Here is a 22,451-nt window from a genome sequence, read left to right as displayed (position 1 = left end):
CCTTTTGCTTGCAAGCTGATAGTGCAAGATGGAGCAACAGTCAGAGCCACACTCCCATGAGCCACAGCGAACGTCTTGGGCGCCCTCATCACGCCCGCGCCCTTCAAAGTCCTCAACACCCCGCCCCTCAGCACAAGATCGATCGCCAATCCTACGCGGAATTCACTGGCACCAGGCATAGCAACGGGTTGTTTTTTTACGTATTTCATTATAGCAAGACTTCGCCCCATAGCCGACCGTCCCCTCAAACAGAGCGAGGGGAATCTGCCGGAATTTAATTTTGATTGATTGCCACTTTAAGTGCAATTGAACTTGCACTGTGTCTGTCTTAACTTCCCAGACAGGTAGACATGTAGACATTTACGCACACCGAGGGCGCGAGCATCGCCTTAAGGGATCTGAACTGGTATAATAAATTAAACTGTTCTGCGCCACCTTTCTGACGCGATACACAGCACCTGTCGTCTACCCTATCCGACCAATCGGAGGTCATTATGTTTTCGCCAGGAGACATCGTCGTCTACCATCACCACGTCTGCGAAGTGGTCAGCATCCGAGAAGGATACTTCGAAGGCAAGGACTACTTCGAGCTGCACGCTTTGTTCGAAAACTCCCTGAAGCTCTTCGTAGCCATCGACGACGCGGCACCTCCCGCACTGCGGCCCACCATGACGCGCAAGGAGGCGCTTTCGCTCATCGACTCTATAGCCGACGCGGAAAGCATCGACGTAGATGCACTCCGACCAGGTGCGAATACCCCCGTGCTGCTGGATCGGCATATCAGGGAAGAATACGACCGTCACCTCAAGACGTTCGCCCCGAAGGATCTCATCCCCATCATGAAATCCGTACGCGAGCGCACGCTACGAAGGACCGACAGCGGGCGCCAGATCACGGCCACCGACAAGAAGTACCTCGAATTGGCGGAGGGCCTGCTGTGCGACGAGCTTTCCATCTCGCTGAACATGGAGCGCGACAGCGTGAAAGACTTCCTTGCGCAATGCGTGGAGAAGTCCGAAACGCGCCGGTAGCCCGGCTTCTTCTCCGCACGAGGCGCATGATGTCGACGAAAACCCCAGCCTCATGAGGCACTGCGTCCGCTAGCTCCAGTCCAACAGGAGTTGCCGCACGCTACTTCGAACCCTGCTTGTAAGCATATTTTATCGCTTACCGGCAGGCTCTGCCCACCGCAAGCTCTTTCGCACAGGCAACAAGCGGCCCAATAGCCTCCCTATCAGTGGCATCGAATCCCTCGCGCATACCAGCCAGGCCCTCTGCCGCGTCAGCATCGCCCGAGGCCGCCTTCTTTTCCAATTCCTTGAACATCATCTTCATGAGCATCTTGTCCATAAAGGAAAGGGAGGGGTAATCGAACCCCCCACGCAGGTAGAAGCGCGGCAGGTCCGGGTAGTCAGCCTTGGGATAGGTTCGCTCAAGCGCCTCGGCCGTCTGCTCGGTCTCCTCGGGCTTCGTCGCACCCACAACGAATACCACGAACGGCACATCGGGGTGCTCAGCCATCAGGTGCTTGCACTCCTTCGATCCAGGAACCAGCGCAGCGTGGAACCAGCTGCCAAACACCACCACGTCAAAGTCACCCACATCGACAGGCGATACCGCCATATCAATCGCCTCGCACCCCAGCTCTTCGGCAATCCAGGTCGCATAACGACGGGTGAACCCGGTGTTGGATCGATACATTACAACGGCCTTCATGAAACCCTGCTCTCTTTGTTTGAATCGGATGCACTTGTCGCGCTAGAATCCTTGCTAACAGCGTCTTTCTCTTCGCCGCATCCTTCTCGGCGGGTGCCTGCGAACTGCGCCAAGTGTGCGGCAATGCGCGGTGCGGCCTCGCCCCAGGGCACGCCGGCATGCAGCAACAAGAAAACCGGCCCGTAGAACTCAACGGCCATCTGGACGGCATCGTCGCGCACGAACTCGCCCGTGGCCATAAGGTGCTCGAACACCGTGCGCTGCAACGCCAAAGGGCGCTCGACAAACACCAGACGATAAGCCTGCGCCGCCATCTCGCTCTCGAATTGGCTGATCACCAGGAGGCGACGTAGGCGCACGATGAAGGAATCCTCGAAGAAGGGCCGGAAGGTAGCCAGAACCAGATCGGTAAGCCCCTCCAAGGACAAGCGCTCGTAAGCGCCCTTGTCGTCCTCGACGCAGACCAAGACGCCACGCGGCTCGAAATGGCTGCGCAGCCGCTGGATCGCCCCTTCGAGAATCGCCTCGAACAGCGCCTGCTTCCCGGGAAAATGATTGTAAAGCGAGGCGTCCTTGATCCCCACCGCAGCCGCAATGTCGCGCATGGACACCGCATGGTAGCCGCGTTCGGCGAACAAGGCGAATGCCTCCTCGAGAATGCGCTCTTTCGTGTTCTCGCGCGCCATGACCCTCCTCTTGTTCTAAAACTAGCACTTGCTAGTATAATAGCTAGCAAGTGCTAGTTTTGCAAGAAGGAAAACCAGGCGAGCAGACACAAAGGCTCCCGCTCGCAGGAAGGAGCCGACAGGAGCCGCTGCTTCCAGGGGCCGTATGCTAGGCCTTCTGGAACTGCTCCAACAGCTCTTTCAGCACCTCGACGTGGCTACGACGCTTGCGCGTGGCAGTGCCCAGCAAACAGACCTGGTGGTATTCGTCATAACGCTCGAAGAATTGCCCGACCGCATCGCGCTCGCGCATATCCTCGCGATAAGCATCCGCATAGGCATCCCATCCGATGTTCCCATGCAAGTAGCGTTCAAGAATGGTAGGCGCCGGGGAAAACAGCTTGTCATGCACGTAGTCGGCATGCAGCAGCTTCGGCACGAAATATTCCAGATCGTTCTTTTTCGTAAAACCGGCCAGTTGGTTCGTGTTTTTCAAACGCGTGTCCAGCAGCAAGTCAACCTTCTCCGCCGTAAGCTTGCCGAAGAACTCCTCGGCGGTGGTTTCGTAGGCGCTGTTCGTATAGATGTTCATGGCATCCATCTCCTTTTCGGCAGCTCGAAGAACAAGCCACGGGCTTTTGAAAGAAGTGTAGCCCCATCCGTGGAACAATCGCCATTCTGCAAACGCCCCGTCGGAAAACCGCAGGTGTTTTGTCACGGAACGCCCGGTCACGTCCCCATGCCCGCCACTGCACCCCGCGAGGCAAGTGCATCGAGAGACCACCGCTCCCGCTCCTTCTATCCCAGCAGCCACCCTCATGCACCTGATGAGCCGAGGGCGCGCATCTTTGCAAGCGCCCGATCGCTTTCGCGCAATTTCTTGTATACTGTACAACTAAAGATTGAACCACTTGAAGGATGCGAGGTGAACCCCATAGACACGCAAGAAGCGCTGAAATCGTTCGACCTTGATCCGCGCCTGCTCTACGAGGCCATCTCCTACAGCACCGAGGACTACCTCTACATTATCGACATGAAAACGGACATGGCACTCATATCCGACAACATGCTGCGCGATTTCGATCTTCCAGACCGCCTTTTCAAAGGCCTCATCCCCCACTGGCGGCACCTCGTTACCGAGCGCGACCTGCCAAGTTTCGACGAGTCCATCGAGCGCATGCTGTCCGGCAAGACCGACGAGCACGACTTGGAATACCAGGTGCACAACCGCCAGGGAGGGCATCTGTGGATCGTATGCCGCGGCTTGCTCAAACGCGACGAGCACGGAGAACCCCTCCTGTTCGCCGGCGCCATCACGAACCTCGAGCGCAAGGGGAAAGTCGACGCGATCACCGGGTTGTTCACGCACAGCAAATGTTTGCAGATACTCGACCGCCTGCTGCTGCGCAAGCAGGTAACCGGAGGCCTGCTGCTCTTGGGCCTCGATGACTTTACGCGCATAAACTCGCTCAACGACCATGCCTTCGGAAACGGCGTGCTCAGGCACTTTGCCCAAACGCTGCAGCGCCTGCTGCCCGATAACGCCGCGGCGTTCCGCTTCGACGGAGACGAGTTCGCCGTTGTCATAGACGACGCGGACCGCAGCACCATGGAGTCTTTGTTCCGAACCGTGCACGCATTCTCGAACCGCACGCAAGCCATCGACGACACCTCGTATTTCTGCACCGTATCAGGCGGCATCGTCATGATCGGCGAAGATGGAAATACTGGTTTAGAGCTGGTAAAACATGCAGAGAGCGCCCTGGAGGAAAGCAAGCACGGCGGCAAGAACACCGTTTCGTTCTTCTCCTCGTCGCTCTCTCAGGACAAGCTGCGTCGCTTCGAGCTAAGCGACCGCCTGCAAGCCTCCGTCTTCGACGACATGGACGGGTTCTCGTTGCACTTCCAACCGCTCATCGAAGCGCGCACGCTGCGTATCGCAGGTGCCGAGGCGCTACTGCGGTGGAAAGCCGACGGGTTCGACGACGTGGGACCCGACGAGTTCGTACCCGTCTTGGAATCTTATGGGCTGATAGCGTCGGTTGGACGCTGGGTGTTCGAACAGGCCGCACTTCAGTGCGCAGCGTGGAACCGCCTCCACGACGACTTCATCATGAATATCAACATCTCGTACTTGCAACTGCTCGAGTCCGACTTCGTGCCGTTCGTACAGCGGACGCTCGAAGCGACAGGAGCCTCGGCACACCGCATCGTGCTGGAGATGACGGAAAGCTACTTCGTCACCGACCTCGAGGCGCTGCGCACGACGTTCGAACGCCTGCGAAAACTGGGCATACAGCTTGCCATGGACGATTTCGGCACCGGGTACTCATCGCTCGGCATGCTGTCGCAATCCCCCGCCGACATCGTGAAGATAGATCGCCTGTTCATCAAGAACATCCAAGCCGAGGCATTCAACCGTGCCTTCATCGATGCCGTCATCGAGCTCTGCCACAGCGTCAATATCAAAGTGACCGTCGAAGGCGTCGAAGAGCGTATCGAGCTCGATACCGTGCGCGCTATCGGAGCAGACATCATCCAAGGGTTCTTGGTGTCGCGACCCGTTCCGGCAGCGGAGTTCGAGACGCGATTTTTAAGCACCGAGGCCGTCGACGAGGAAATGCCGGCATAACAGGCGCGCCGGACGCGCCCGAACCGCGAACAACATCCTCGCAAGCAAACACTTAAGGGCAGATCAGAAAGCGGTATCGACCTGCGTGCGCGGCACGAGCGGTGACCCGAAACGCGCTAGCTCGCCTGCCACCGTCTCCACCAACAGCGGTAGGGCCGCATCTACCTTCGGCGTCAACCCGATGGTCACCAACGCAGGCGAGGGATTCTCCACCTGCATGCCCAAGCACAGCCCCTCCGCTTCGTAGCCCAGCAGGAAGGCGGCATCGAACAGATCGATCAGCTTCAGGTCGTGCAGCGATGCCGTAGCACCGACGTGGCGCGCCATGGCATCGGGTTGGAAACGAAACACCGTACCCGGCTCCTTGTCGGTACCGTCCACGGCATCTACCGTGACGATCACCTCGTAATCGTTCACGTAGTTCAGCATATCAAAACTCAGACAGCCGACATCGAACAACTCGACGTTGTCCGGCATCTCGTAGCGTGCCAGCAGCTCTTCATACACCGCCGGGCCCACCCCATCGTCCAGCATAAGCTTGTTGCCCACGCAGAACACGGCAATGCGGGGCAGGGGCGCCGATACGCCTTCGCTTGGGTAGCCGACATGGTCGCAAAGACTCGCGTCCTCGGTGGTTTCGCCTGCAACGGGCGTCGCCCCGCCCCTCGCATCTTCCACACCCGGACCCGCGCTCATGCAAGGCCCACGGTCGGACGGATAGCCAGGTTGTAATACGCCGCCGCAGCGATCATGGCAAGTCCCACGGCCACGCTGACCACCGCCCAGATGCGCTGTCGCTTCAGATACGCCTCCTTACCAACGCCGCGCGATGCGGCGCGGTGGGCAGCAAAAGGCTGTCCGATCAGCGAGAACGCTACTGTACCCGCCGTCAGGGAGACGAACACGACCGTAGCTACTATGATCGCGAGCGGCGTGCGTTCGGTCCAGGCCGCATAGAACGTGTTGTCCGCGAACAACCAGACCGGGTAGAACAGGATGGATGCCCAGAAACCATGAGCCGGACCCCAGATGGGAGGAAGGAACAACGCGCCGATGTTCAGCCGCGGTATACCTTCGAGGAACCGTTCCTCGTTTGCTATCTGCTCGTCGGTCAATCCTGCCGGCATCTTGGCCTCCTTCGTTTTTCTCTCACCTCTATTATAGCGAAGCTTCTCTTTCGCGGTAGGCTGCCACGTCGAACGGCACCCTACTTGGAAAAGCAGGCCGACGCATTCGTACGCTTCATCGAACGCGAGGGACGCTAGGCCGCAAAGCCTCAGAAAACGCCCGGCTAGCACCGTCCCGAGGTCAGGTGCCGCCGCAACCGCGTCGCCCAGCATCAACCTAAGGCAGAGTCCGCCCCGCCTCGTCCGGCGCGGACTCTGCTTTTCCGTCCGGCCCAAGCCCTGCCTTTACCCGTCCTTTGCCACGCTCAGACAGCACCAAGCCGGCGCAGGTCAGCACGATACCCAACACGATTGGTATCGTCAGCGGCTCGCCAAGCACAACCACCGAGGCGGTCACGGTAATCACCGGCACCAGATAGATATAGGCGCTCGTCTTCACCGCACCCAGCAGCCGCACGGCAATGCCCCAGGTGGCGAAACAAGCAGCCGAGGCCCCCACGCCCAAGAACAGCAGGTTCCCCGCCATGAGTGGATCAAGGAAGCGCTCCACGCCGAAGTGGAAGTCGAACAGGAACAGCGCGGGAACCATCAGCACCAACCCCCAGGCAAACGTGCGCTTCGTCGCTTGGATGGGGTCCTCGAAAAGCGTGCCCAGCTTGCGGGTGAGCACGGCGTAGCATGACCAGACGGCTGCCGCAGCAACGGCCAGCAGGTCGCCGACCAAGCTGCCTGTCCCCAAACCGCTCCAGCTGATCAGGGCAATACCCGCAATGGCAAGGGCGAACCCCGCGAAGAACATCGCATGGGGCCGCTCGTCCTTCAGCAGCACGGCGGACAGCAGAGCCGTGAAAAAAGGGCTCACCGCCACGATAACCCCTACGTTGCTGGCGGTAGTCGTGGTCAAGGCGATGTTCTCGAACAGGAAGTACAGCACGACGCCCGTCAGGCCGGCGGCCGCCACCTGCGCCTCCTGCCGCCAGTTACCCAGCCGCACGTGACGCGGCCGAAAGGCCAGCAGCACCAAGAATCCGATGAGAAAGCGGTAGAACAGTATTTCCACCGGCGAGAAACCCGTCAACAGCACTTTCGTCGCCACGAACGTCGTACCCCACACCAGCACCGTGAACAGCGCGAACATATGCCCGCGCATCCTCGTCTCCTCTTCGGTTGCCACGCCTCGTCCTCTCTCGTACGCACAGACCACTACGATAGCACGCCCATGCCAGGCGTATCGCACAAAAAAGACCCGGTAAGCCCGGGTCTTTTTTGTGCTACCGAAACTGCGAACGCTATGCCTTTTCAGAATGCTTCATGTCGTCTTCGCCGACGATCGTGTGTTTCTCGGTGTCGTACACCAAACCGCCATGCTCTTTCCAGAAGAACATGAGCAGCGTCGGGCTGATGCCCTCGATGTTCGCCAAATAGATATGGATGAACATAAAGCAGATGAACACGTACATCAAGAAGTAGTGGATGATACGCATCGACATAAGGCCGCCCACCAGATCGGTGCCGCCAGCCATGAGGCCCCAGCCCATCGTGGGAGCCCACAGGCACAAGCCCGTGTAGAACATCACGATGACGAGGAGGGGTATAGCCAGATAGCTGATCTTCTGGGGCACGCCCAACTTGGCACCCAGCGGATGGTCCTTCTTCAGGAACAGGTAGTACTTGATCCAAGCACCCAGCTGGTGGCGGTTGTCGGCCTGCGGCAACCACGTCTTGTAGTCCGTGACCTGGTTATGCGTGCCGCCCGTGGGCGACGACTTCACGAAGAAGGCCATGAGCACGCGGATGATGCAGTTCAAGAACAGGATGAAACCGCAGAACACATGCACACCGCGGGCAATGCCCATGAAGCCGGCCCAGAAGGGGAAGTGGATGCAGAAGCCCGTAACGATAAGCAGGATCATGGCAACAAGGTTGATCCAGTGCGTGATGACGAAGGGCATCGGGTGCGCTTCGCGGTAGTGTGCCAAGTGCGCCATGTTACTTCACCCCCCAAGGGCTCGTCACGGTCTCGAAGCTCTTGCCCGTCGCCGGCTCGGTGATGTGCACCGCACAAGCCGTGCAGGGGTCGAAGCTGTGCACGGTACGCAGGGCGTTGATAGGCTTCTCTATGTCACCCACCGGGTTGCCAATAAGCGCCTGCTCCATTGGACCATGTTCGCCAGCCGCATTCAACGGGGCCAGGTTCCAGGTGGTCGGGATGATGATCTGATAACCCGTAATCTTGCCGTCCTTGACTTCCTCGGAATGGTAAAGCGCACCACGCGGTGCCTCCCAGAAACCAGTGCCAGCACCGGTGACGGTGGCAGGCTCACGGAAGTACTCGCTGTCGCCGCCCTTGATGGCCTCAATAAGTTCGGCAACCCATAGCTTCATCAGGCTGGCGATGTAGAGCGTCTCGATCTGGCGCACTGCCGTGCGTCCCAGCGTAGACTGAGCAACGCTAATCTTGCCCGGAGCGCCGAGTGCCTCGAGCAGGCCATCGACCCGGTCGACAACGAAGGGCACGTTGCGCTTGTATGCCGCAAGGATACGGGACAGTCCGCCAGCTTCGTAGGGCTTGCCGCCGTAAGCGGGGCACTTGACCCACGTGTAGCGGTCCTTGACGTCATATTCCGTGTACTCCGGCTCAGTAACAAAGTACGGGGAAGTCAAAGTCTCTTCACCCTTGTACCATGAGTGACCCATGTACTCGGTAATGAGCTCTTCTTTCACGTCGGACAGATTGAGGTTTTCGTCGATTACGCCCATGGGGAGATAACGATCCTTCATCTCCATGGTCTCGCTCTCGAACACGCCCCAGGCGACGTAGCGGCCACAGCCCTTGCCCCAGGTGAGCGCATCGGTGTAGTAGGGCGCAATAGCGAGCGTGTCGGGAATCATCGTGGCCTCGACCCAGTCGTACACCTCGTCAATGAGGTACAACAGGTCGTCGAGCTTCTGTTCGGTGGGCACGAAGGCGGTGCCACCAGGAATCAAGGTCATGACGTGCGGCATCTTGCCACCCAAGATGGCTGAGATCTGGGAAGCCTTAGCCTGCATCTGCAGGGCTTCCAGATAGTGTGCCGTGCAAATGAGGTCGAGCTCGGGCGGCAGCTTGTAGCCAGTGCCATCCTCGGCATCAAACCAGTTGCCCGAGAAGATGGAAAGCTGACCGTTCTGCGCAAAGGTCGAAAGACGCTTTTGCAGCGCGACGAAGTCGGTGTTCATGGACGTGCCGGCAGCCTGAGCAAGCGCAATGGCATCGGCCGGATCGGCCTTCAAGCCGTTGAGCGGGTTCACGTAGTCGAGAGCCGCCAGGTTGTAGAACCACAGGATGTGGCTATGAAGGAACTGCGCACCCTCAAGCAGGTTGCGGATGATACGCGCATTGTTCGAAATCTTGATTCCGTAGGCTTTCTCGGCCGCAATAGCGGACGAATGAGCATGGGATACCGGGCACACACCGCAGATGCGCTGCACGATCTGCGCCGCATCTTCGGGCGTGCGGTTCTCCACGACCATTTCCATACCACGGAAGCAGCCGCCGGACACCCAGGCGTCGGACACCTTGCCGTTCTCTACTTCCATCTCGACGCGGAGATGGCCCTCGATACGGGTGATCGGGTCAATGACTGAACGGGTCATGTAGGCTTACCTCCCCTCTTCTTTGTTGTTGTCGGCGTCGTCCTTCTTGTCGGACGAGGCCGTATCGTACTTGCCGATGGAATTGTCAGGATGCTTGGCATCCCACGAGCGCACCTTCTCGAAGTCGGCGCCGCCGTCCATGCGGCCGGACAGCTTCATGCCGAAGCCGTGTACGATCAGCGCTGCAGCCAGAATGCCCGTGATGCCGAGCGCAATCGTGCCGGGCTGGACCATCCAGTCGCCGATACGCAGGTCGCGATGGCGCTTGTAGAACGGAGTGTTCACCTCGACCCAGTTATGCCCGGGATCGTTCGGGGCAGCCTCGCAGCAGCCGATGCAGGGAGAACCGGCCTGGACACACCAGCTGCGACGGTTGTTCCAGAGCACTACGCCGCAGTTGGACATCGTCTGAGGTCCGCGGCAGCCCATGGGATACAGGCAGTAGCCCTTGGCTTCTTCTTCGGAGCCGAACTGGTAGACGAACTCGCCGTTCTCGAAGTGGCCGCGACGCTCGCAGTTGTCGTGGATCGTCTGGCTGAAGATGCCCGCAGGCTTGTTCTCGCTGGTCAGCTTAAGCGTCTTACTGTCAAGCATGATGACATCGACCAGCACGGATACGAGCCACTCGGGGTTCGCCGGACAACCGGGAATATTGATAACCGGTGTCTCGATGCCAGCCTTCTTCAGGTACGCCTGCACGCCCAACGCACCGGCCTGGTTCGGGTTCGCGCCCATCCAGCCGCCGTTGACCGCGCAAGAGCCCAACGCAACGACCGCATCGGCGTTCGCGGCAGCCTCGACCAAATGCTCCGTGCCAGGCTTGTCGGCAACGCGCAGCGCTTGACCGCCCCAACCCTCCAGCACAGCGCCCTCGTAGATGAGGATATAGCCGCCGGCGTGGATAGTCTGCTCTTTTGCCTCTTCCATCGACCAACCGGCAGCCGCGGACAGCGTCTCCGAATAGTTGAGCGAGATCAGCTCCAGAACGACGCTTGCCGGATCGGGGGTCTCGACTTGGGCGAACGACTCGGTACAGCCCGTGCATGACGCGCCTTCGATCCAGATTACCGGGTACAAGTTCCCCTTCGTCGCGCCGATCACGGATTTCTCAAGGGCCTGCGCCACCTGCGGAGCGGCGAGCTGAGATAGCCCGGCAGCCGCGGCAACGGCGCCGCAAAGTTTCATGAAGCTGCGTCGCGTCACCCCGCGAGCGGACAGCATATCCTGAAACCCTGAAACCGTGGCCTCTGTTTCCATGTGCACACCTCCTCAGGTGCTCTCGTCTGACATAACATACTAGATACATTTTCCCCGAGAAATTCTTCCTCTAACGTGGCGGTGACGTGAGCGCAACATTTGAGCCGCAAATGGTCTAAAAATGTTACGGAATGGCTGCTACGTAACATATTTTATGCAGGTCAGAGTTCTTTTATGCAGAAACATGCATAGAAGCTACCACCGCCCACATACCGCGTACGTTGCAATACCGCTCATCGAAAAACAGGAGAATTGTAGGATTTCTGCAAAGGACTGCAACCGCATGCGAACAGGTTCTCGTACCGGTATTATAGCCTGATATTGTGTGCCCGCAACACAACGCAGGCGCACCGCCCAAGCACCGAAGAACCCGAAGGAACCCGCCATGACCCCCCTTGGACCCGTATTCGCCTACCTCGGCCCCGCCGGCACCTACACCGACGAGGCAACGCGCGCCTTCGCCGCGCGGCTCGGCATCGGCGAGCCGCAGCTTCTGGAATGCACTTCGTTCGACGAGGTGTTCGACTGCGTAGACCGCGGCAAATGCGAGTACGGCGTCGTGGCCAAGGAGAACTCGCTCGAAGGATCCGTCACGGCCACGCTCGACAACTTCGCGTTCAAAAGCTCGGCTAACATCTTGGGCGAGGAAGTCGTCGACGTCCATCATTGCCTAGTCATGCACCCCGACGCCACGATGGAGGACATCACCACCGTGGCGTCGCATGCCCAGGGGCTCGCGCAATGCCGCCGCTTCCTAAACGAGCGGCTCCCCGGCCGCACCGCCATCACCACCTCGTCCACCGCCGAAAGCGCCCGCTTGGCCGCGAGCGACCCGCATATCGCGGGCATCGCCAACGCGTTCGCCGCCGAATGCCACGGAGCGCGCGTCTGCGAGCGCGACATCGAGGACCACTTCGGAAACCAGACGGCGTTCGCCCTGATCGGCCGTCAAGGACACCCGCCGGTGTTCTCCGGGACGAAGCTCAAGACGTCGCTTGCCCTCTTCTTGCAGGTGAACCGCGCGGGAACGCTGCACATGATCCTCTCGGAGTTCGCCTTCGCCGGCATCGACCTGTCCCTGATCCAGTCGCGCCCCACCAAACAGGCGCTGGGTGACTACATGTTCTTCATCGAGTTCGAAGGTTCCGAGAACGACCCCATCGTGCAGACCGCCTTGAACTGCCTGCGCCTGAAGCTGCGCGAAGTGAAGGTGCTGGGAAGCTACCCCATCGTGTAGGCGGCACGCCTCCGCGCGGCGCTAAAACGCGATGACACCTAGGTGCTCGAGCAGTATCTTCAAACCTATGAGGATAAGGACGGCACCGCCCGCTATGGTGGCGGGCTTCTCGTAGCGCGCACCGAAACGATGGCCCACCGCCACGCCCACCAGGGACAGGGCGAACGTCGTGGCGCCGATGAGGCCTACCGCAGGGGCGATGTCCACGCTCAGGAAAGCGAACGTGATACCCACGGCCAAGGCATCGATGCTCGTGGCCACGGCCATCATGGTAAGCTCGCGCATATTCAGCTTGCCGTCCACCGGACACGAGGAGCCCTCGTCATCGTCATGGAAGGCATCCCAAAGCATCTTCCCGCCGATTAAGGCCAGCAGCACAAAAGCGATCCAATGGTCTACCGGCGTGATGAACCGTTCGAACTGCGTGCCGAGCGCCCAGCCGATCAGCGGCATGACAGCCTGGAAGCCACCGAAGAACAGCGCGATGACGGCGGCTTGGCGCAAGTTTAGGCGCTTCATGCACAAGCCCTTGCAGATAGACACCGCGAAGGCATCCATAGACAACCCTACTGCAATCAACAACAGCTCTACGAATCCCATGGATAGTCCTCTCGTCTTATCGCAGCCACCCCAGCCGCAACCCGCAGCGCCCTTTCGGACGATAGGCAAAAAAATACCGACGCATACGCGCGCCGGCTATCTGATGAACGGTGCGACGAGTACGCCACACCGCGAGTCTTGTCGTTTAAGAGTGCGCCAGCTTCGCCTGGAAGCAGTATGTTGACGCAGCCACGCCTTTCGGCATCGACTACTCCCTCACGGAGTAGAGGGATTCTACCACAGCTTTTCGGTCAGGGAAGGAAAACGTCGCCGTCGCGACGGAAAAAGCCTTCGGACACGAGATCTGCCACGATGCTGTCAAAGATTACCGCATCCACGCCGTCGCGTGCCCCGGCCCGCTCGAACTCGTCGAGACGGACTGCCAGCTCGTCCGCAGTGATGCCGGGTGCCGCCAGCACGACGCGCACGAGCTCGGCGCGTTTCTGGCGCCGAGAGCCCTCGAAGGCCGACTGGCGCGTATAGTGCGCGCTGCGGCGCGAGGGGTTTGCCACCTGCGTTTTCAGATGCGCGCCGTAATCCAGCAGCGCGTAGTACCACGCCCGTGCATCGTCGGGGGGACACGTGTCGGCCACCAGCGGCACCAGTTGCTTGTCGCTCACGCCCTCGCAGTCGGGGTACAGCTCGTGCAGGAACACCGTGCGCACGTTCGTCTCAAGGTACAGCGAGGGGCGGTTGAAGGCGAAGGCGACGACCCCGGCTGCCGTAGCCGGGCCGATGCCCGGCAGCGCCTGCAACTCCTCAGCCGTATCGGGCAGTGTTCCTCCCCGTTCAGCGGCGCACACGTCCGCCGTCTTCTTCAGCGCCAACGCCCGGCGGTTGTAGCCGAGCCCCTGCCACATCTCCAATACGTCGGCCGTACCGGCCGATGCCAGGGCATCGAGGGTGGGAAACCGCGCCAGGAAACGCTCCCAAAACCGCCCCACCCGCGCCACTTGGGTCTGCTGCAGCATAATCTCGGATACGAGCACGGCATAGGGGTCGTCCAGGTTCCTCCACGGAAGGTCGCGGTAGAGCCTCGCTCCCTGCATACGCACTTGGGCGATGAACGCGTCGCGGTCCGGGTCGTCGCACGGCCACACAGGACACGCGTCCTGCGTCAGCGGCATGACCGACAGGTACAGGACGTCGCGTCACTCGGACAAGCGCAGCTGCCCGCTCCCCCGCCTGAGGCCTTGTCGTTCATACCCGCGCAGGAGGTCGGCCCGTCGCCCGAAGCCATAGCCGCCACCACCGCGGGATGCGTACCGCCTTGCTCGAACAGATCTTTCAACGTGATGGCGGCAAAGTACCCGTTCAGCAGACGATCGGCACCTTGCCAAACCTTGTTGTACGCGCACCCTTCCTGCTTCTCGCAGTATTCAGGATCGATAGCGCAGAGAGACACGCTCACGGGACCCTGGATGGACTCCAGCACCTCGAGCAAGGTCACCTCGGCAGGATCGCAGTTCAGCACTAAGCCTCCCCGTGCGCCGCGCACCGTCTTGATAAGCTCCGCCTTCACCAAGTCATGCTGGATGCTGCGGGCGAACGCATAAGGGATATCTTCGGCCTCGGCAATATCCGACACCGAGACGTAAGAGTCACCGCTCTTGTAAGCAGCACGGAGAATTCGGCAGGCATAATCGCAACGTCGCGTGATATCCATATCTCCTACTCCCCGGTTCCTTTCAGCAGATCGTCGAGATGCTCCAATTCGCGTCTGAAATCAACCACGACCGCATCTTCGAGCGCATGGTACTCGGCCGAGTCCAGCGGCTGATAGGCCGCCAGCTTCTCAAACAGGTTGTCTTTCGTCACCGCCACGTAGCGGCGTGTCATGAGGCCAGCTTTGTAGGCTTCCTCAACCGCTTCGCGGGCAGCCAGGTACATATCGTAGCGCGGCATGCCCTCGGAGTACTTCACCAGGTCGGCACGGCAGATACTGCGCAGCGACGGATGCTCGCGGGCGATCTCCATCCAAATGTCAGCCCGCTCGGCCGGCGTGGGATAGTCGATGTCCACGATGGACAAAGGCTCCAGCAGATCGTAGAAGAAGGGGTCGATCTCACCCTCCTCAGACGCGCTTGCCAACACGAACACGTCAGGACTCTCGGCCGCCGAGCGGATCAGGCCGATAGTCTCGCGCGCACCGCGAGAAAGGCTGGAGAACACGAATCCGCCCATCTCGTCCAGCGGGTCCGCATAGGGCGACACCCAAAGGTCCAGATCCTCCAGCAGCAACACCCCTGGTCCCTCGAAGGTATTGCGCGCCGCGTTCAGCTTGGGCTGGTTGTCGGCCTGGGCCATAACGCACAGCACCGGCATGCCCTGCAAGTTCTCTTCCATGCGCATACGGATAGTCGGCATGTCCAACTCGCCAAGGGTGGCCACCATGAAGCGGTTCGCGTCCTCGCGCGCGGGCGAGCGGAACAAGATGGCATCGGCAGCCGGCATGCTGTCCAGGCCGTGGCGGGCGTTCAACAACGAGACCAAGTCCTGGAACTGGGCATCGCCTTGCATGCCCACGCCGAAATCGCGCATGAGCGCCACCGTGTCACGGTATCCGACGATGTCGGCATAGGTGATGCGCTCGAGCGATACCACCACCGCATGGGCATCGGCATCATCGACCCCGTCCTCGGCCGCCTGCGCTGCGGGCACGATCGCAGCCGTGCGCTCCGCCGAGGCATCAAGAGCCGTCGTCTCCACCGTATCTGCACCGAGGGCGAGAGTCTCTTTTTTCACCGCAGCCTGCTCGCTGTCTGCCGCATCGACCACGGTTTCGGCCTTCGTTTTGCCCGACACTTTCAGGCCCGAGCCGAATACACTCGGCAGCGTCACATGCTCTACCTGCATCAGGCGCGGCGCATCGATACCCAGGAAATCCTGCGAGATCATATCAGTCATGTCCTCGAGATCCTCGCGGGTCAGACCGAATTCCTCCAGCTTATCCAACGCCAAGCGCTGCAGCTGCTCGGCGCAGGCAGACACCTCGCCGGGAGCCAGGAAAGGCTCGAGCTTCTCGAAAATGTACTCTGCCAGCGAGCGCTCCTTCAGCTTGCAGGCCAGCGACCATGCCTGGCGCAGCCCGTCGATCGCTTCGTCATCAGGGGCATAGGCACCATGTGCACCTCGCTCGAACGCAGCAAGGTACAGGTGCATGCCCAGCACGGCGTCTCCCGCCGCGCTGGCCTGCGCGGCACGGCGCAGGTAGTCGGTGGAAGAGCTGTTGTCATATTCGTCGTTCTGGCTTGGCGAGCTGTTCGTGTCAGCGTTCTCGAACATGGGCCCACCTCCTTCGCAGCTATAGAAATTGCGCTTTTGCGCAAATGTATATACTCAAGTCGCATTTTACCGGAGTCGAGCGCGACAACAGAGGCCGCAGCGTAAAAACATGAAATGTCACAGGAACGAAACCTACCAACGAAACCTAGAGCAGCGCTACCAGGCCACCACATCCCAGTTCCGCTTGCGAGCCGTGCGCATAAGCGGTCGGTCGGGATTCACCGCGAAGGCCCGCCGGGCAGCCGCCAATACGGCCCGGTCGGAGTGATGGTCGCCGTAAGCGGCCGCAAGCTCCCAGTTCCCAGGGCCGTAATGCTCGTCGCCAAAGTGCTTCACCGCATCGAGCTTCTGCTCGCCTTCGACAGGCAACCCCTCCACTTCCCTCGTGTAGGTGCCGTCCGGGGCGATGCGCATGCGCGTGGATATCTGATGCTTGAAGGGGTGGTGCTGCATGGCCTGCAGGATGATGGGCTCGAACGTGGCCGAGATAACCAGGACCACCTCGCCCGCCTGCGTATGTGCACGCATGGCAGCATCGGCCTGCGGACGGAACCGAGGTGCCACGCACTCGTCGTAGAATCCGGCAAGGAATCGATCGACCTCGGCGGCCGGCTTTCCTTCGAATGCCGTGAACACCAGGCTGCGCACCGAGCTCTCGTTTTGCGGCAGGCGCAGCTTGTAGGCGGCAGCCCACACCAGGATGCGCAAAACGACGCTCTTCCTAAGCAGGTGGCGCCGCCTGAGGTACCACACCAGCATCACCGGCGAATTACCGCAGATACTGGTGCCATCGAAATCGAATACGGCAAGCTGCACCCGGGTTGCAGGTGCGGCTTGCGTCTCGTCGGTTGTGCAATCGGCTCCCTTTAGGGGCATGCGGCCATCCTCGTCCGTTCGAGCGATGCGGTAGCCGAGGCAGAGCCATACATGGTTCCACCTCGGCAAGGACAGCGCATTCCCCTCAGCGCTCTTCCTCCGCCTCGTCGATAGTCTCAGCGAACTGTGAATTATACAGCTCCGCGTAGAAACCGCCAAGTTCGAGTAATTGTTCGTGCGTGCCTTGCTCCACGATGTCGCCATCGCGCATGACGAGGATGAGGTTCGCCGAGCGAATGGTGGACAGGCGGTGCGCGATGACGAACGAGGTGCGCCCGGCCATGAGGTTGTCCATAGCCTTCTGGATGCGCTCCTCGGTGCGCGTGTCCACCGAACTGGTGGCCTCGTCCAAGATGAGCATACGGCGATCGGCTAGGATAGCGCGTGCGATAGTCAGCAGCTGTCGTTGGCCTTGGCTGATATTGCTGGCATCCTCGTTGATCTCGGTGTCGAAGCCCGCAGGAAGCGTCTGGATGAAGTGGTAAACGTAGGCCGCTTTCGCCGCTGCCTCCACCTCTTCGTCGGTAGCGTCGAGCTTGCCGTAGCGGATATTGTCGCGGATCGTGCCGTTGAACAGCCAGGTATCCTGCAAAACCATGCCGAACATGCTGCGCAGGTCGTCCCGCGCGAACTCGCGCAGGTCATGGCCGCCTATCTTGATGGAGCCCGCCTGCACGTCGTAGAAGCGCATGAGCAGCTTCACCATCGTGGTCTTGCCGGCACCCGTAGGACCGACGAGCGCAATCGTCTGGCCTTCCTCAACCGAGGCCGAGAAGTCCTCGATAACCGGCCTTTCCGGATCGTAGCCGAAATGCACGTGCTCGAACTCGACCCCGCAGCAGGCATCTTCGGAGCGAGCCGTCACGTGGTCGGGTTCCTCCTCGGGTGCGTCGAGGAACTCGAAGATACGCTCGGCCGCCGCCGCCATCTGCTGCAGCACGTTGGACACCTGCGTCAGTTGCGTAATGGGCTGCGTGAAGTTCTTCACGTACTGGATGAACGCCTGGATGTCGCCCACCGTGATGATGCCCTGCACGGCCATGAAACTGCCGGTAATGGCCACCACGACGTAGCCGAGGTTGCTCACAAAGCCCATGATAGGCTGCATGAGGCCCGAGATGAACTGAGACTTCCACGCCGAGTTGTACAGGCGGGCGTTCGTCTCGTTGAACGTGTCCACCGTGCCGTCCTCGCGGTTAAACGCTTTCACGATGGCATGTCCCGAGAACGTCTCCTCGACGATGCCGTTGATCTCGCCGAGCGTCTTTTGCTGCGCGAAGAAGAACTTCTGCGACTTCTTCACCACGATCATGATAAGTCCCAGCGAAATGGGAAGGATGACCACGGTGATAAGCGTCATGAGGGGGTTGATGGTAAGCATCATGACTAGCACGCCAATGATGGACACCACCGACGTGATGAGCTGGGTGATGCCCTGGTTCAGGCTTTGGCCGAGCGTGTCGACATCGTTGGTGATGCGCGAGAGCGTGTCGCCCACCGAGTTGCGCTCGAAGTAGCCCATGGGCATGCGGTCGATCTTCGACGCGATGTCGCGGCGCAGCTCGTAGCACGTGCGCTGGGAGATGGAGCTCATCATCCAGCCTTGCACGAACGAGCAGGCAGCGCTGATCAGGTACAGCCCCATGGTGAACAGCAGGATCTGCGCGATCAGGTCGAAGTTGATGTCGCCGGTGCCACCGATCTTGGCCACGATGCCGTTGAACAGCTCGGTCGTTGCTTGTCCCATGACCTTGGGGCCGACGGTGGTGAACACCGTGGAGGCGACGGCGAACACGAGCACTACGGCTATCCCGACCTTGAAGCGGCCCATGAAGCCGACAAGCTTCTTGAGCGTGCCTTTGAGGTCCTTGGCCTTCTCGCCGGGCATCATGCCCCCGGGGCCATGCCCTCCGTGGCCACCCATAGGACCACGACGAGGGGCGCCTGCTTTCGTCTGCGCGCTCATGCTGCATCACCCCCGCTCAATTCCTCAGCCGACAGCTGGGACATCGCGATCTCCCGGTACTCTTCGCAGGTTTTCAGCAACTCGTCATGCGTGCCCTGGCCGACGATCCGGCCATCGTCCAGCACGACGATCTTGTCGGCATGCAGGATGGTGGAGATGCGTTGGGCCACGATCACGACCGTCTTGTCGGAAAGACGCGTATGCAGCTCTTGACGCAGCGCCGCATCGGTCTTGTAGTCCAGCGCCGAGAAGCTGTCGTCGAACAAGTAGGCGCGGGCCTCGGTAGCAAGCGCGCGGGCTATGGCCAAACGTTGACGCTGGCCTCCCGATACGTTCGTGCCACCTTGGGACACGTCCGATTCCATGCCTTCATCCTTCGACGCGATGAAATCGGCCGCCTGGGCAATCTCGGCAGCGGCTTGCACGCGTTCGGAAGGCATGCCCTCGTCGCTGTAGGCGATGTTCGACTCGATGGTGCCCGAGAACAAAAACGCCTTCTGGGGCACGTAACCCAGCTGCGCGCGAAGCGCCTCCTGGCTGACAGCGCGAATGTCCACGCCGTCTAACGTGATAGAGCCGCCCGTGACGTCATAGAAGCGCTCGATGAGCTTGATGACGGTTGACTTGCCCGAACCCGTCGACCCGATGAGGGCCGTGGTCTTGCCCGGCTCACAGGTGAAGTCCAGGTCCTCCAGCACGCACTCCTTCGAGTCGCCGTACTTGAAGCTGACCTTGCTGAAAGCAATGGTCGCCCCGCCCGCAAAACTGGCCAACACGTCGTCCTGGGCCTTACCGGGTACCGGGTCGCAGATGGTGGGCTGCGTGTTCAGCACCTCGTCGACACGTTGCGCGGCCACGTCGGCACGCGGCAGCATGATGGATATCATGCCGATCATGAGGAAGCCCATGATGATGACCATGGAGTAGGTGATAAACGCGATCATGTCGCCAGTCTGGATGGTGCCGTTGTCGATGTAGCTTCCGCCTACCCACACGATAAGCACACTCACGCCGTTCATGATAAGCATCATCAGCGGCATCATGAACGTCATAACGCGGTTGGTGAACAACTGCGTCTTCATAAGGTTCGCACTGGCCGCATCGAAACGCTGCTCCTCGTGCTCTTGACGGTCGAACGCGCGGATGACGGGTAGGCCGGTAAGTATCTCGCGCGACACAAGGTTCACCCGATCGACCAGCTTCTGCATGATCTTGAACTTGGGCATAGCCACTTTCATGAGCACGACGATGAGCACGCCGATGACCACGACCGCAAGAATGATGATCCAGCTCATGGCCAGGTTCGTACGAGACACCATGATGATGCCGCCGATAGCCAAGATGGGCGCGTACAGCACCATGCGCAGCAGCATGACGGTGATCATCTGGATAAGCTGGATGTCGTTGGTGCCGCGCGTGATAAGCGAGGCCGCCGAGAAGCTCTGAACCTCAGCGTCGGAGAACGACACCACTTGGCGGAACAGCTTCGCGCGCAACGTGGCGCCCACCTTGGCGGCCGTACGGGAGGCGAGGTAGCCCACGATGACCGCAGCCACCATGCCGAGTGCCGCCAGGCCCAGCATGATAAGGCCGATCTGGATAAGATAGCCCATCTGCATGTCGGAGAGGTTGTAGCCGAGCGATTCGTACTCCGCCTTGGCCGCAGCGATGGCCTGCTGCTGCACGATGGAATCGCCCCTATCGCCCATCTTGCTCTTGGCCTCGCTCAGCATGTCGAGGATCTGGTCTTTCTGCACCACCCCGGCCTGATAAGCTTGCAGGGCCTGGTCGAGATCCAGGTCGGGAATCTGCTGGGCATTGTGGATGGCAACCAAAGGCATGGCCGCCATGCCATCCAGCGCTGCCTGCTCCTTCTCGCCTTGGGCGTTCAGCTTGTAGGTGCCCGCATCGGTTTCGGTATAGGCATCGCGGAACGTCTGCTCGTCGCTCGCAGGCAGCATCATGGCCACCAGATCGTGCGTCTTCGCGGTCATCTCGGTCGTGGCCGCATGCTCGATGCCCGATTGTTGGATGCCCACGTCGACGATCTTCGACGTGTAGTTCGGCAGCGACAGGTCAGTAAACGCCTGCACTACCAGCAGCAGCACGATAAGAACGACCGCGATCTTGGCGTTTTTAAGGTAACGTATTACGCGCACGGGCTCTCGCCTCCTTTTTGCTCGTCGGTTTCCTCGTCGACCCTCTCTGCAGATGCATCGCGCGGGGCTTCGTGGAATTCCACGATCTTGCGGAGAATGCGTATCAGATGGCGAATGTCGTCCTCGCCCATGAAGGCCACGACCTCTTTCATATGCTCGCTATGCAGTCGCTTGGACTCCTTGGCGAGCTGCTTTCCTTCGTCGGTCAAGCTCAAAGCCACACCTCGGAAGTCGCTGCTCGTTCGGTGCCGCTCCAGCAGCCCTTTCTCTTCCAAAACGCGAAGCGTCTGCGACAGGGCGCTGGGCTTCGTATGGGTGACCTCCGCAACGAGCCCCGGACGGACGTGGTCGCGACGGCAGTGCAGCGCATCGATCGCCGACAAAATGCGCGACTCCGCCTGCGTGAGCCCTTTGGGTGCCGGCACGAGATCGGCCTGCCGCGCTCGACGCATCAGTTCGAACAGCTCGCGAACCATGTCATCGAGCGGGCCGAACGAAGCGCCATGCTCGGACATAAAGGGGTGCTCGAACTCCTCGTCTCGCGTTATCTTCATAACCCCATCGCTTCTCTCGCTTTCTCTCCTATTTAATTTAGGCACTAAAATATATCACTTGTTAAAAATTTCATCATGAAATATAAGCGGATCGTTTTCTTTTCCACAGAACGTGCACGCCTGCATGTCCGGCACTTCGTCGAGACCGATCTGGCTTGCTTGGTTTTAGTTAGACGCATGTCGAATACCTGCTTGCATCCTACCCAGCCTCCGACGGTCGATCTGCTGGTATTTTGCTGGCTTGATGCGGCTTTTATACGGCAAGGATACGGTCGATCCGCAAGGTCGCGGCGCTATAGTATGCATCAGGAAACGCCCGGCGGCTTGGTGCCTCTCCCTCTCATTATTCTAGATGAACGGAGGTGAAGCCCATGACCGTTTTGGATTTGTTCATGCTTGCTGCAGTGCTTTTAGAGCTGGTATCCCGCGTCATCGAGTTGTTTTTGGTGATAAAGGAGGCGCTCCGATCCCGCAAGGGGCCGGAGCGCTAGAAACAAACCCAAACCGCCGAAGCGATTCTTAGAGCCGGTGGGAGTACACGCTCCCTTCGGCTCGTCCTCTATTATACCCCGTGCCCCTTTTGGGGACGAGATAAAAAATTTTCAAAATAGGGTATTGCGCCCTTTTTGATTTCCCGATAGAATATCCCTCGCTGCAAAGCACGGGGTGTTAGCTCAGTTGGTTAGAGCGCCGGCCTGTCACGTCGGAGGTCGCGAGTTCGAGTCTCGTACATCCCGCCAT

20 protein-coding genes and 1 tRNA gene are annotated in these 22,451 nt (G+C 60.0%); 4 read left to right on the top strand and 17 right to left on the bottom strand.

Annotated elements, in window-relative coordinates; genetic code table 11:
- The first annotated feature begins 494 nt into the window (after positions 1-494).
- Positions 495-1,031, top strand: a complete 537-nt coding sequence (locus tag RR842_RS00965; RefSeq protein WP_332724449.1) for a CarD family transcriptional regulator — start codon at positions 495-497, stop codon at positions 1,029-1,031.
- A gap of 136 nt (positions 1,032-1,167) precedes the next feature.
- Here the strand turns inward: RR842_RS00965 and RR842_RS00960 are convergent, their stop codons facing one another.
- The 3 genes from RR842_RS00960 to RR842_RS00950 all read right to left on the bottom strand — a co-directional run bounded on the left by RR842_RS00960 (position 1,168) and on the right by RR842_RS00950 (position 2,973).
- Complete coding sequence (locus tag RR842_RS00960; RefSeq protein ID WP_332728820.1) at positions 1,168-1,716, bottom strand: flavodoxin domain-containing protein; 549 nt, start codon at positions 1,714-1,716, stop codon at positions 1,168-1,170.
- A complete protein-coding gene (locus RR842_RS00955) occupies positions 1,713-2,402 on the bottom strand; it encodes a helix-turn-helix domain-containing protein (RefSeq protein ID WP_332728819.1) in 690 nt (229 codons plus the stop codon). The genes RR842_RS00960 and RR842_RS00955 overlap by 4 nt, the downstream gene beginning before the upstream one ends.
- 148 nt (positions 2,403-2,550) lie before the next feature.
- Positions 2,551-2,973 (bottom strand): DUF488 domain-containing protein, encoded by a 423-nt coding sequence (locus tag RR842_RS00950; RefSeq protein ID WP_332511698.1) that lies wholly within the window; start codon positions 2,971-2,973, stop codon positions 2,551-2,553.
- A gap of 333 nt (positions 2,974-3,306) precedes the next feature.
- Here RR842_RS00950 and RR842_RS00945 point away from each other — a divergent pair, with 333 nt between their 5' ends.
- Positions 3,307-5,013, top strand: coding sequence for a GGDEF and EAL domain-containing protein (locus tag RR842_RS00945; RefSeq protein ID WP_332521210.1), 1,707 nt, complete (start codon positions 3,307-3,309; stop codon positions 5,011-5,013).
- Between the two features lie 63 nt (positions 5,014-5,076).
- Here RR842_RS00945 and RR842_RS00940 read toward each other — a convergent pair whose 3' ends face one another.
- The 6 genes from RR842_RS00940 to RR842_RS00915 all read right to left on the bottom strand — a co-directional run bounded on the left by RR842_RS00940 (position 5,077) and on the right by RR842_RS00915 (position 11,033).
- Positions 5,077-5,691, bottom strand: coding sequence for a hydrogenase maturation protease (locus RR842_RS00940; RefSeq protein ID WP_332728818.1), 615 nt, complete (start codon positions 5,689-5,691; stop codon positions 5,077-5,079).
- Positions 5,692-5,705: 14 nt separating this feature from the next.
- Positions 5,706-6,140 carry a viscotoxin-A3 gene (locus RR842_RS00935; protein WP_332728817.1) on the bottom strand — a complete coding sequence of 145 codons (435 nt, stop codon included), beginning with the start codon at positions 6,138-6,140 and terminating at the stop codon, positions 5,706-5,708.
- 217 nt (positions 6,141-6,357) lie between these two features.
- Positions 6,358-7,314 (bottom strand): DMT family transporter, encoded by a 957-nt coding sequence (locus tag RR842_RS00930; RefSeq protein WP_332728816.1) that lies wholly within the window; start codon positions 7,312-7,314, stop codon positions 6,358-6,360.
- 115 nt (positions 7,315-7,429) lie between these two features.
- On the bottom strand, positions 7,430-8,128 hold the full coding sequence (locus tag RR842_RS00925; RefSeq protein WP_332511691.1) for a cytochrome b/b6 domain-containing protein: 699 nt from the start codon (positions 8,126-8,128) through the stop codon (positions 7,430-7,432).
- A gap of 1 nt (position 8,129) precedes the next feature.
- Entirely contained in the window at positions 8,130-9,776 is a 1,647-nt protein-coding gene (locus RR842_RS00920) for a nickel-dependent hydrogenase large subunit (protein WP_332511690.1), read from the bottom strand.
- 6 nt (positions 9,777-9,782) lie between these two features.
- Positions 9,783-11,033 carry a hydrogenase small subunit gene (locus RR842_RS00915; RefSeq protein WP_332511689.1) on the bottom strand — a complete coding sequence of 417 codons (1,251 nt, stop codon included), beginning with the start codon at positions 11,031-11,033 and terminating at the stop codon, positions 9,783-9,785.
- Between the two features lie 385 nt (positions 11,034-11,418).
- On the opposite strand from RR842_RS00915, the gene pheA reads away from it, so the two are divergent.
- Entirely contained in the window at positions 11,419-12,270 is an 852-nt protein-coding gene (gene pheA, locus RR842_RS00910; RefSeq protein ID WP_332728815.1) for a prephenate dehydratase, read from the top strand.
- 21 nt (positions 12,271-12,291) lie between these two features.
- On the opposite strand, the gene RR842_RS00905 is transcribed toward pheA, so the two are convergent.
- The 8 genes from RR842_RS00905 to RR842_RS00870 form a co-directional block, all read right to left on the bottom strand.
- Positions 12,292-12,870, bottom strand: coding sequence for a manganese efflux pump MntP family protein (locus RR842_RS00905; RefSeq protein ID WP_332521206.1), 579 nt, complete (start codon positions 12,868-12,870; stop codon positions 12,292-12,294).
- Positions 12,871-13,121: 251 nt separating this feature from the next.
- Positions 13,122-13,997 (bottom strand): adenine glycosylase, encoded by an 876-nt coding sequence (locus RR842_RS00900; RefSeq protein WP_332511684.1) that lies wholly within the window; start codon positions 13,995-13,997, stop codon positions 13,122-13,124.
- Positions 13,988-14,536 carry an Rrf2 family transcriptional regulator gene (locus RR842_RS00895; protein WP_332521205.1) on the bottom strand — a complete coding sequence of 183 codons (549 nt, stop codon included), beginning with the start codon at positions 14,534-14,536 and terminating at the stop codon, positions 13,988-13,990. Before RR842_RS00895 ends, RR842_RS00900 begins: the two co-directional genes overlap by 10 nt.
- 5 nt (positions 14,537-14,541) lie before the next feature.
- Positions 14,542-16,155 carry a ribonucleotide reductase subunit alpha gene (locus RR842_RS00890; protein ID WP_332728814.1) on the bottom strand — a complete coding sequence of 538 codons (1,614 nt, stop codon included), beginning with the start codon at positions 16,153-16,155 and terminating at the stop codon, positions 14,542-14,544.
- Positions 16,156-16,311: 156 nt separating this feature from the next.
- Entirely contained in the window at positions 16,312-17,031 is a 720-nt protein-coding gene (locus tag RR842_RS00885; protein ID WP_332553351.1) for an HAD family hydrolase, read from the bottom strand.
- Positions 17,032-17,116: 85 nt separating this feature from the next.
- The gene (locus RR842_RS00880; RefSeq protein ID WP_332728813.1) at positions 17,117-18,997 is read right to left on the bottom strand and encodes an ABC transporter ATP-binding protein; all 1,881 of its coding nucleotides are present in this window, start codon (positions 18,995-18,997) and stop codon (positions 17,117-17,119) included.
- On the bottom strand, positions 18,994-21,156 hold the full coding sequence (locus RR842_RS00875; protein WP_332728812.1) for an ABC transporter ATP-binding protein: 2,163 nt from the start codon (positions 21,154-21,156) through the stop codon (positions 18,994-18,996). Before RR842_RS00875 ends, RR842_RS00880 begins: the two co-directional genes overlap by 4 nt.
- On the bottom strand, positions 21,147-21,710 hold the full coding sequence (locus tag RR842_RS00870) for a MarR family winged helix-turn-helix transcriptional regulator (protein ID WP_332518462.1): 564 nt from the start codon (positions 21,708-21,710) through the stop codon (positions 21,147-21,149). The genes RR842_RS00875 and RR842_RS00870 overlap by 10 nt, the downstream gene beginning before the upstream one ends.
- 663 nt (positions 21,711-22,373) lie before the next feature.
- On the opposite strand from RR842_RS00870, the gene RR842_RS00865 reads away from it, so the two are divergent.
- Positions 22,374-22,450: transfer RNA gene (locus RR842_RS00865), tRNA-Asp, on the top strand.
- Position 22,451: the final 1 nt, after the last annotated feature.

The organism is Gordonibacter sp. (assembly GCF_036667095.1).
GTDB lineage: Bacteria > Actinomycetota > Coriobacteriia > Coriobacteriales > Eggerthellaceae > Gordonibacter.
This window is presented reverse-complemented; position numbering and strand designations above follow the sequence as displayed.

Bases quoted from the DNA above. Each gene is read 5' to 3' on its own strand.
- RR842_RS00965 (WP_332724449.1), top strand. From the start codon at position 495: ATGTTTTCGCCAGGAGACATCGTCGTCTACCATCACCACGTCTGCGAA.
- RR842_RS00960 (WP_332728820.1), bottom strand. From the start codon at position 1,716: ATGAAGGCCGTTGTAATGTATCGATCCAACACCGGGTTCACCCGTCGT.
- RR842_RS00955 (WP_332728819.1), bottom strand. From the start codon at position 2,402: ATGGCGCGCGAGAACACGAAAGAGCGCATTCTCGAGGAGGCATTCGCC.
- RR842_RS00950 (WP_332511698.1), bottom strand. From the start codon at position 2,973: ATGAACATCTATACGAACAGCGCCTACGAAACCACCGCCGAGGAGTTC.
- RR842_RS00935 (WP_332728817.1), bottom strand. From the start codon at position 6,140: ATGCCGGCAGGATTGACCGACGAGCAGATAGCAAACGAGGAACGGTTC.
- RR842_RS00925 (WP_332511691.1), bottom strand. From the start codon at position 8,128: ATGGCGCACTTGGCACACTACCGCGAAGCGCACCCGATGCCCTTCGTC.
- RR842_RS00920 (WP_332511690.1), bottom strand. From the start codon at position 9,776: ATGACCCGTTCAGTCATTGACCCGATCACCCGTATCGAGGGCCATCTC.
- RR842_RS00915 (WP_332511689.1), bottom strand. From the start codon at position 11,033: ATGGAAACAGAGGCCACGGTTTCAGGGTTTCAGGATATGCTGTCCGCT.
- pheA (WP_332728815.1), top strand. From the start codon at position 11,419: ATGACCCCCCTTGGACCCGTATTCGCCTACCTCGGCCCCGCCGGCACC.
- RR842_RS00905 (WP_332521206.1), bottom strand. From the start codon at position 12,870: ATGGGATTCGTAGAGCTGTTGTTGATTGCAGTAGGGTTGTCTATGGAT.
- RR842_RS00900 (WP_332511684.1), bottom strand. From the start codon at position 13,997: ATGCCGCTGACGCAGGACGCGTGTCCTGTGTGGCCGTGCGACGACCCG.
- RR842_RS00895 (WP_332521205.1), bottom strand. From the start codon at position 14,536: ATGGATATCACGCGACGTTGCGATTATGCCTGCCGAATTCTCCGTGCT.
- RR842_RS00890 (WP_332728814.1), bottom strand. From the start codon at position 16,155: ATGTTCGAGAACGCTGACACGAACAGCTCGCCAAGCCAGAACGACGAA.
- RR842_RS00885 (WP_332553351.1), bottom strand. From the start codon at position 17,031: ATGCCCCTAAAGGGAGCCGATTGCACAACCGACGAGACGCAAGCCGCA.
- RR842_RS00880 (WP_332728813.1), bottom strand. From the start codon at position 18,997: ATGAGCGCGCAGACGAAAGCAGGCGCCCCTCGTCGTGGTCCTATGGGT.
- RR842_RS00870 (WP_332518462.1), bottom strand. From the start codon at position 21,710: ATGAAGATAACGCGAGACGAGGAGTTCGAGCACCCCTTTATGTCCGAG.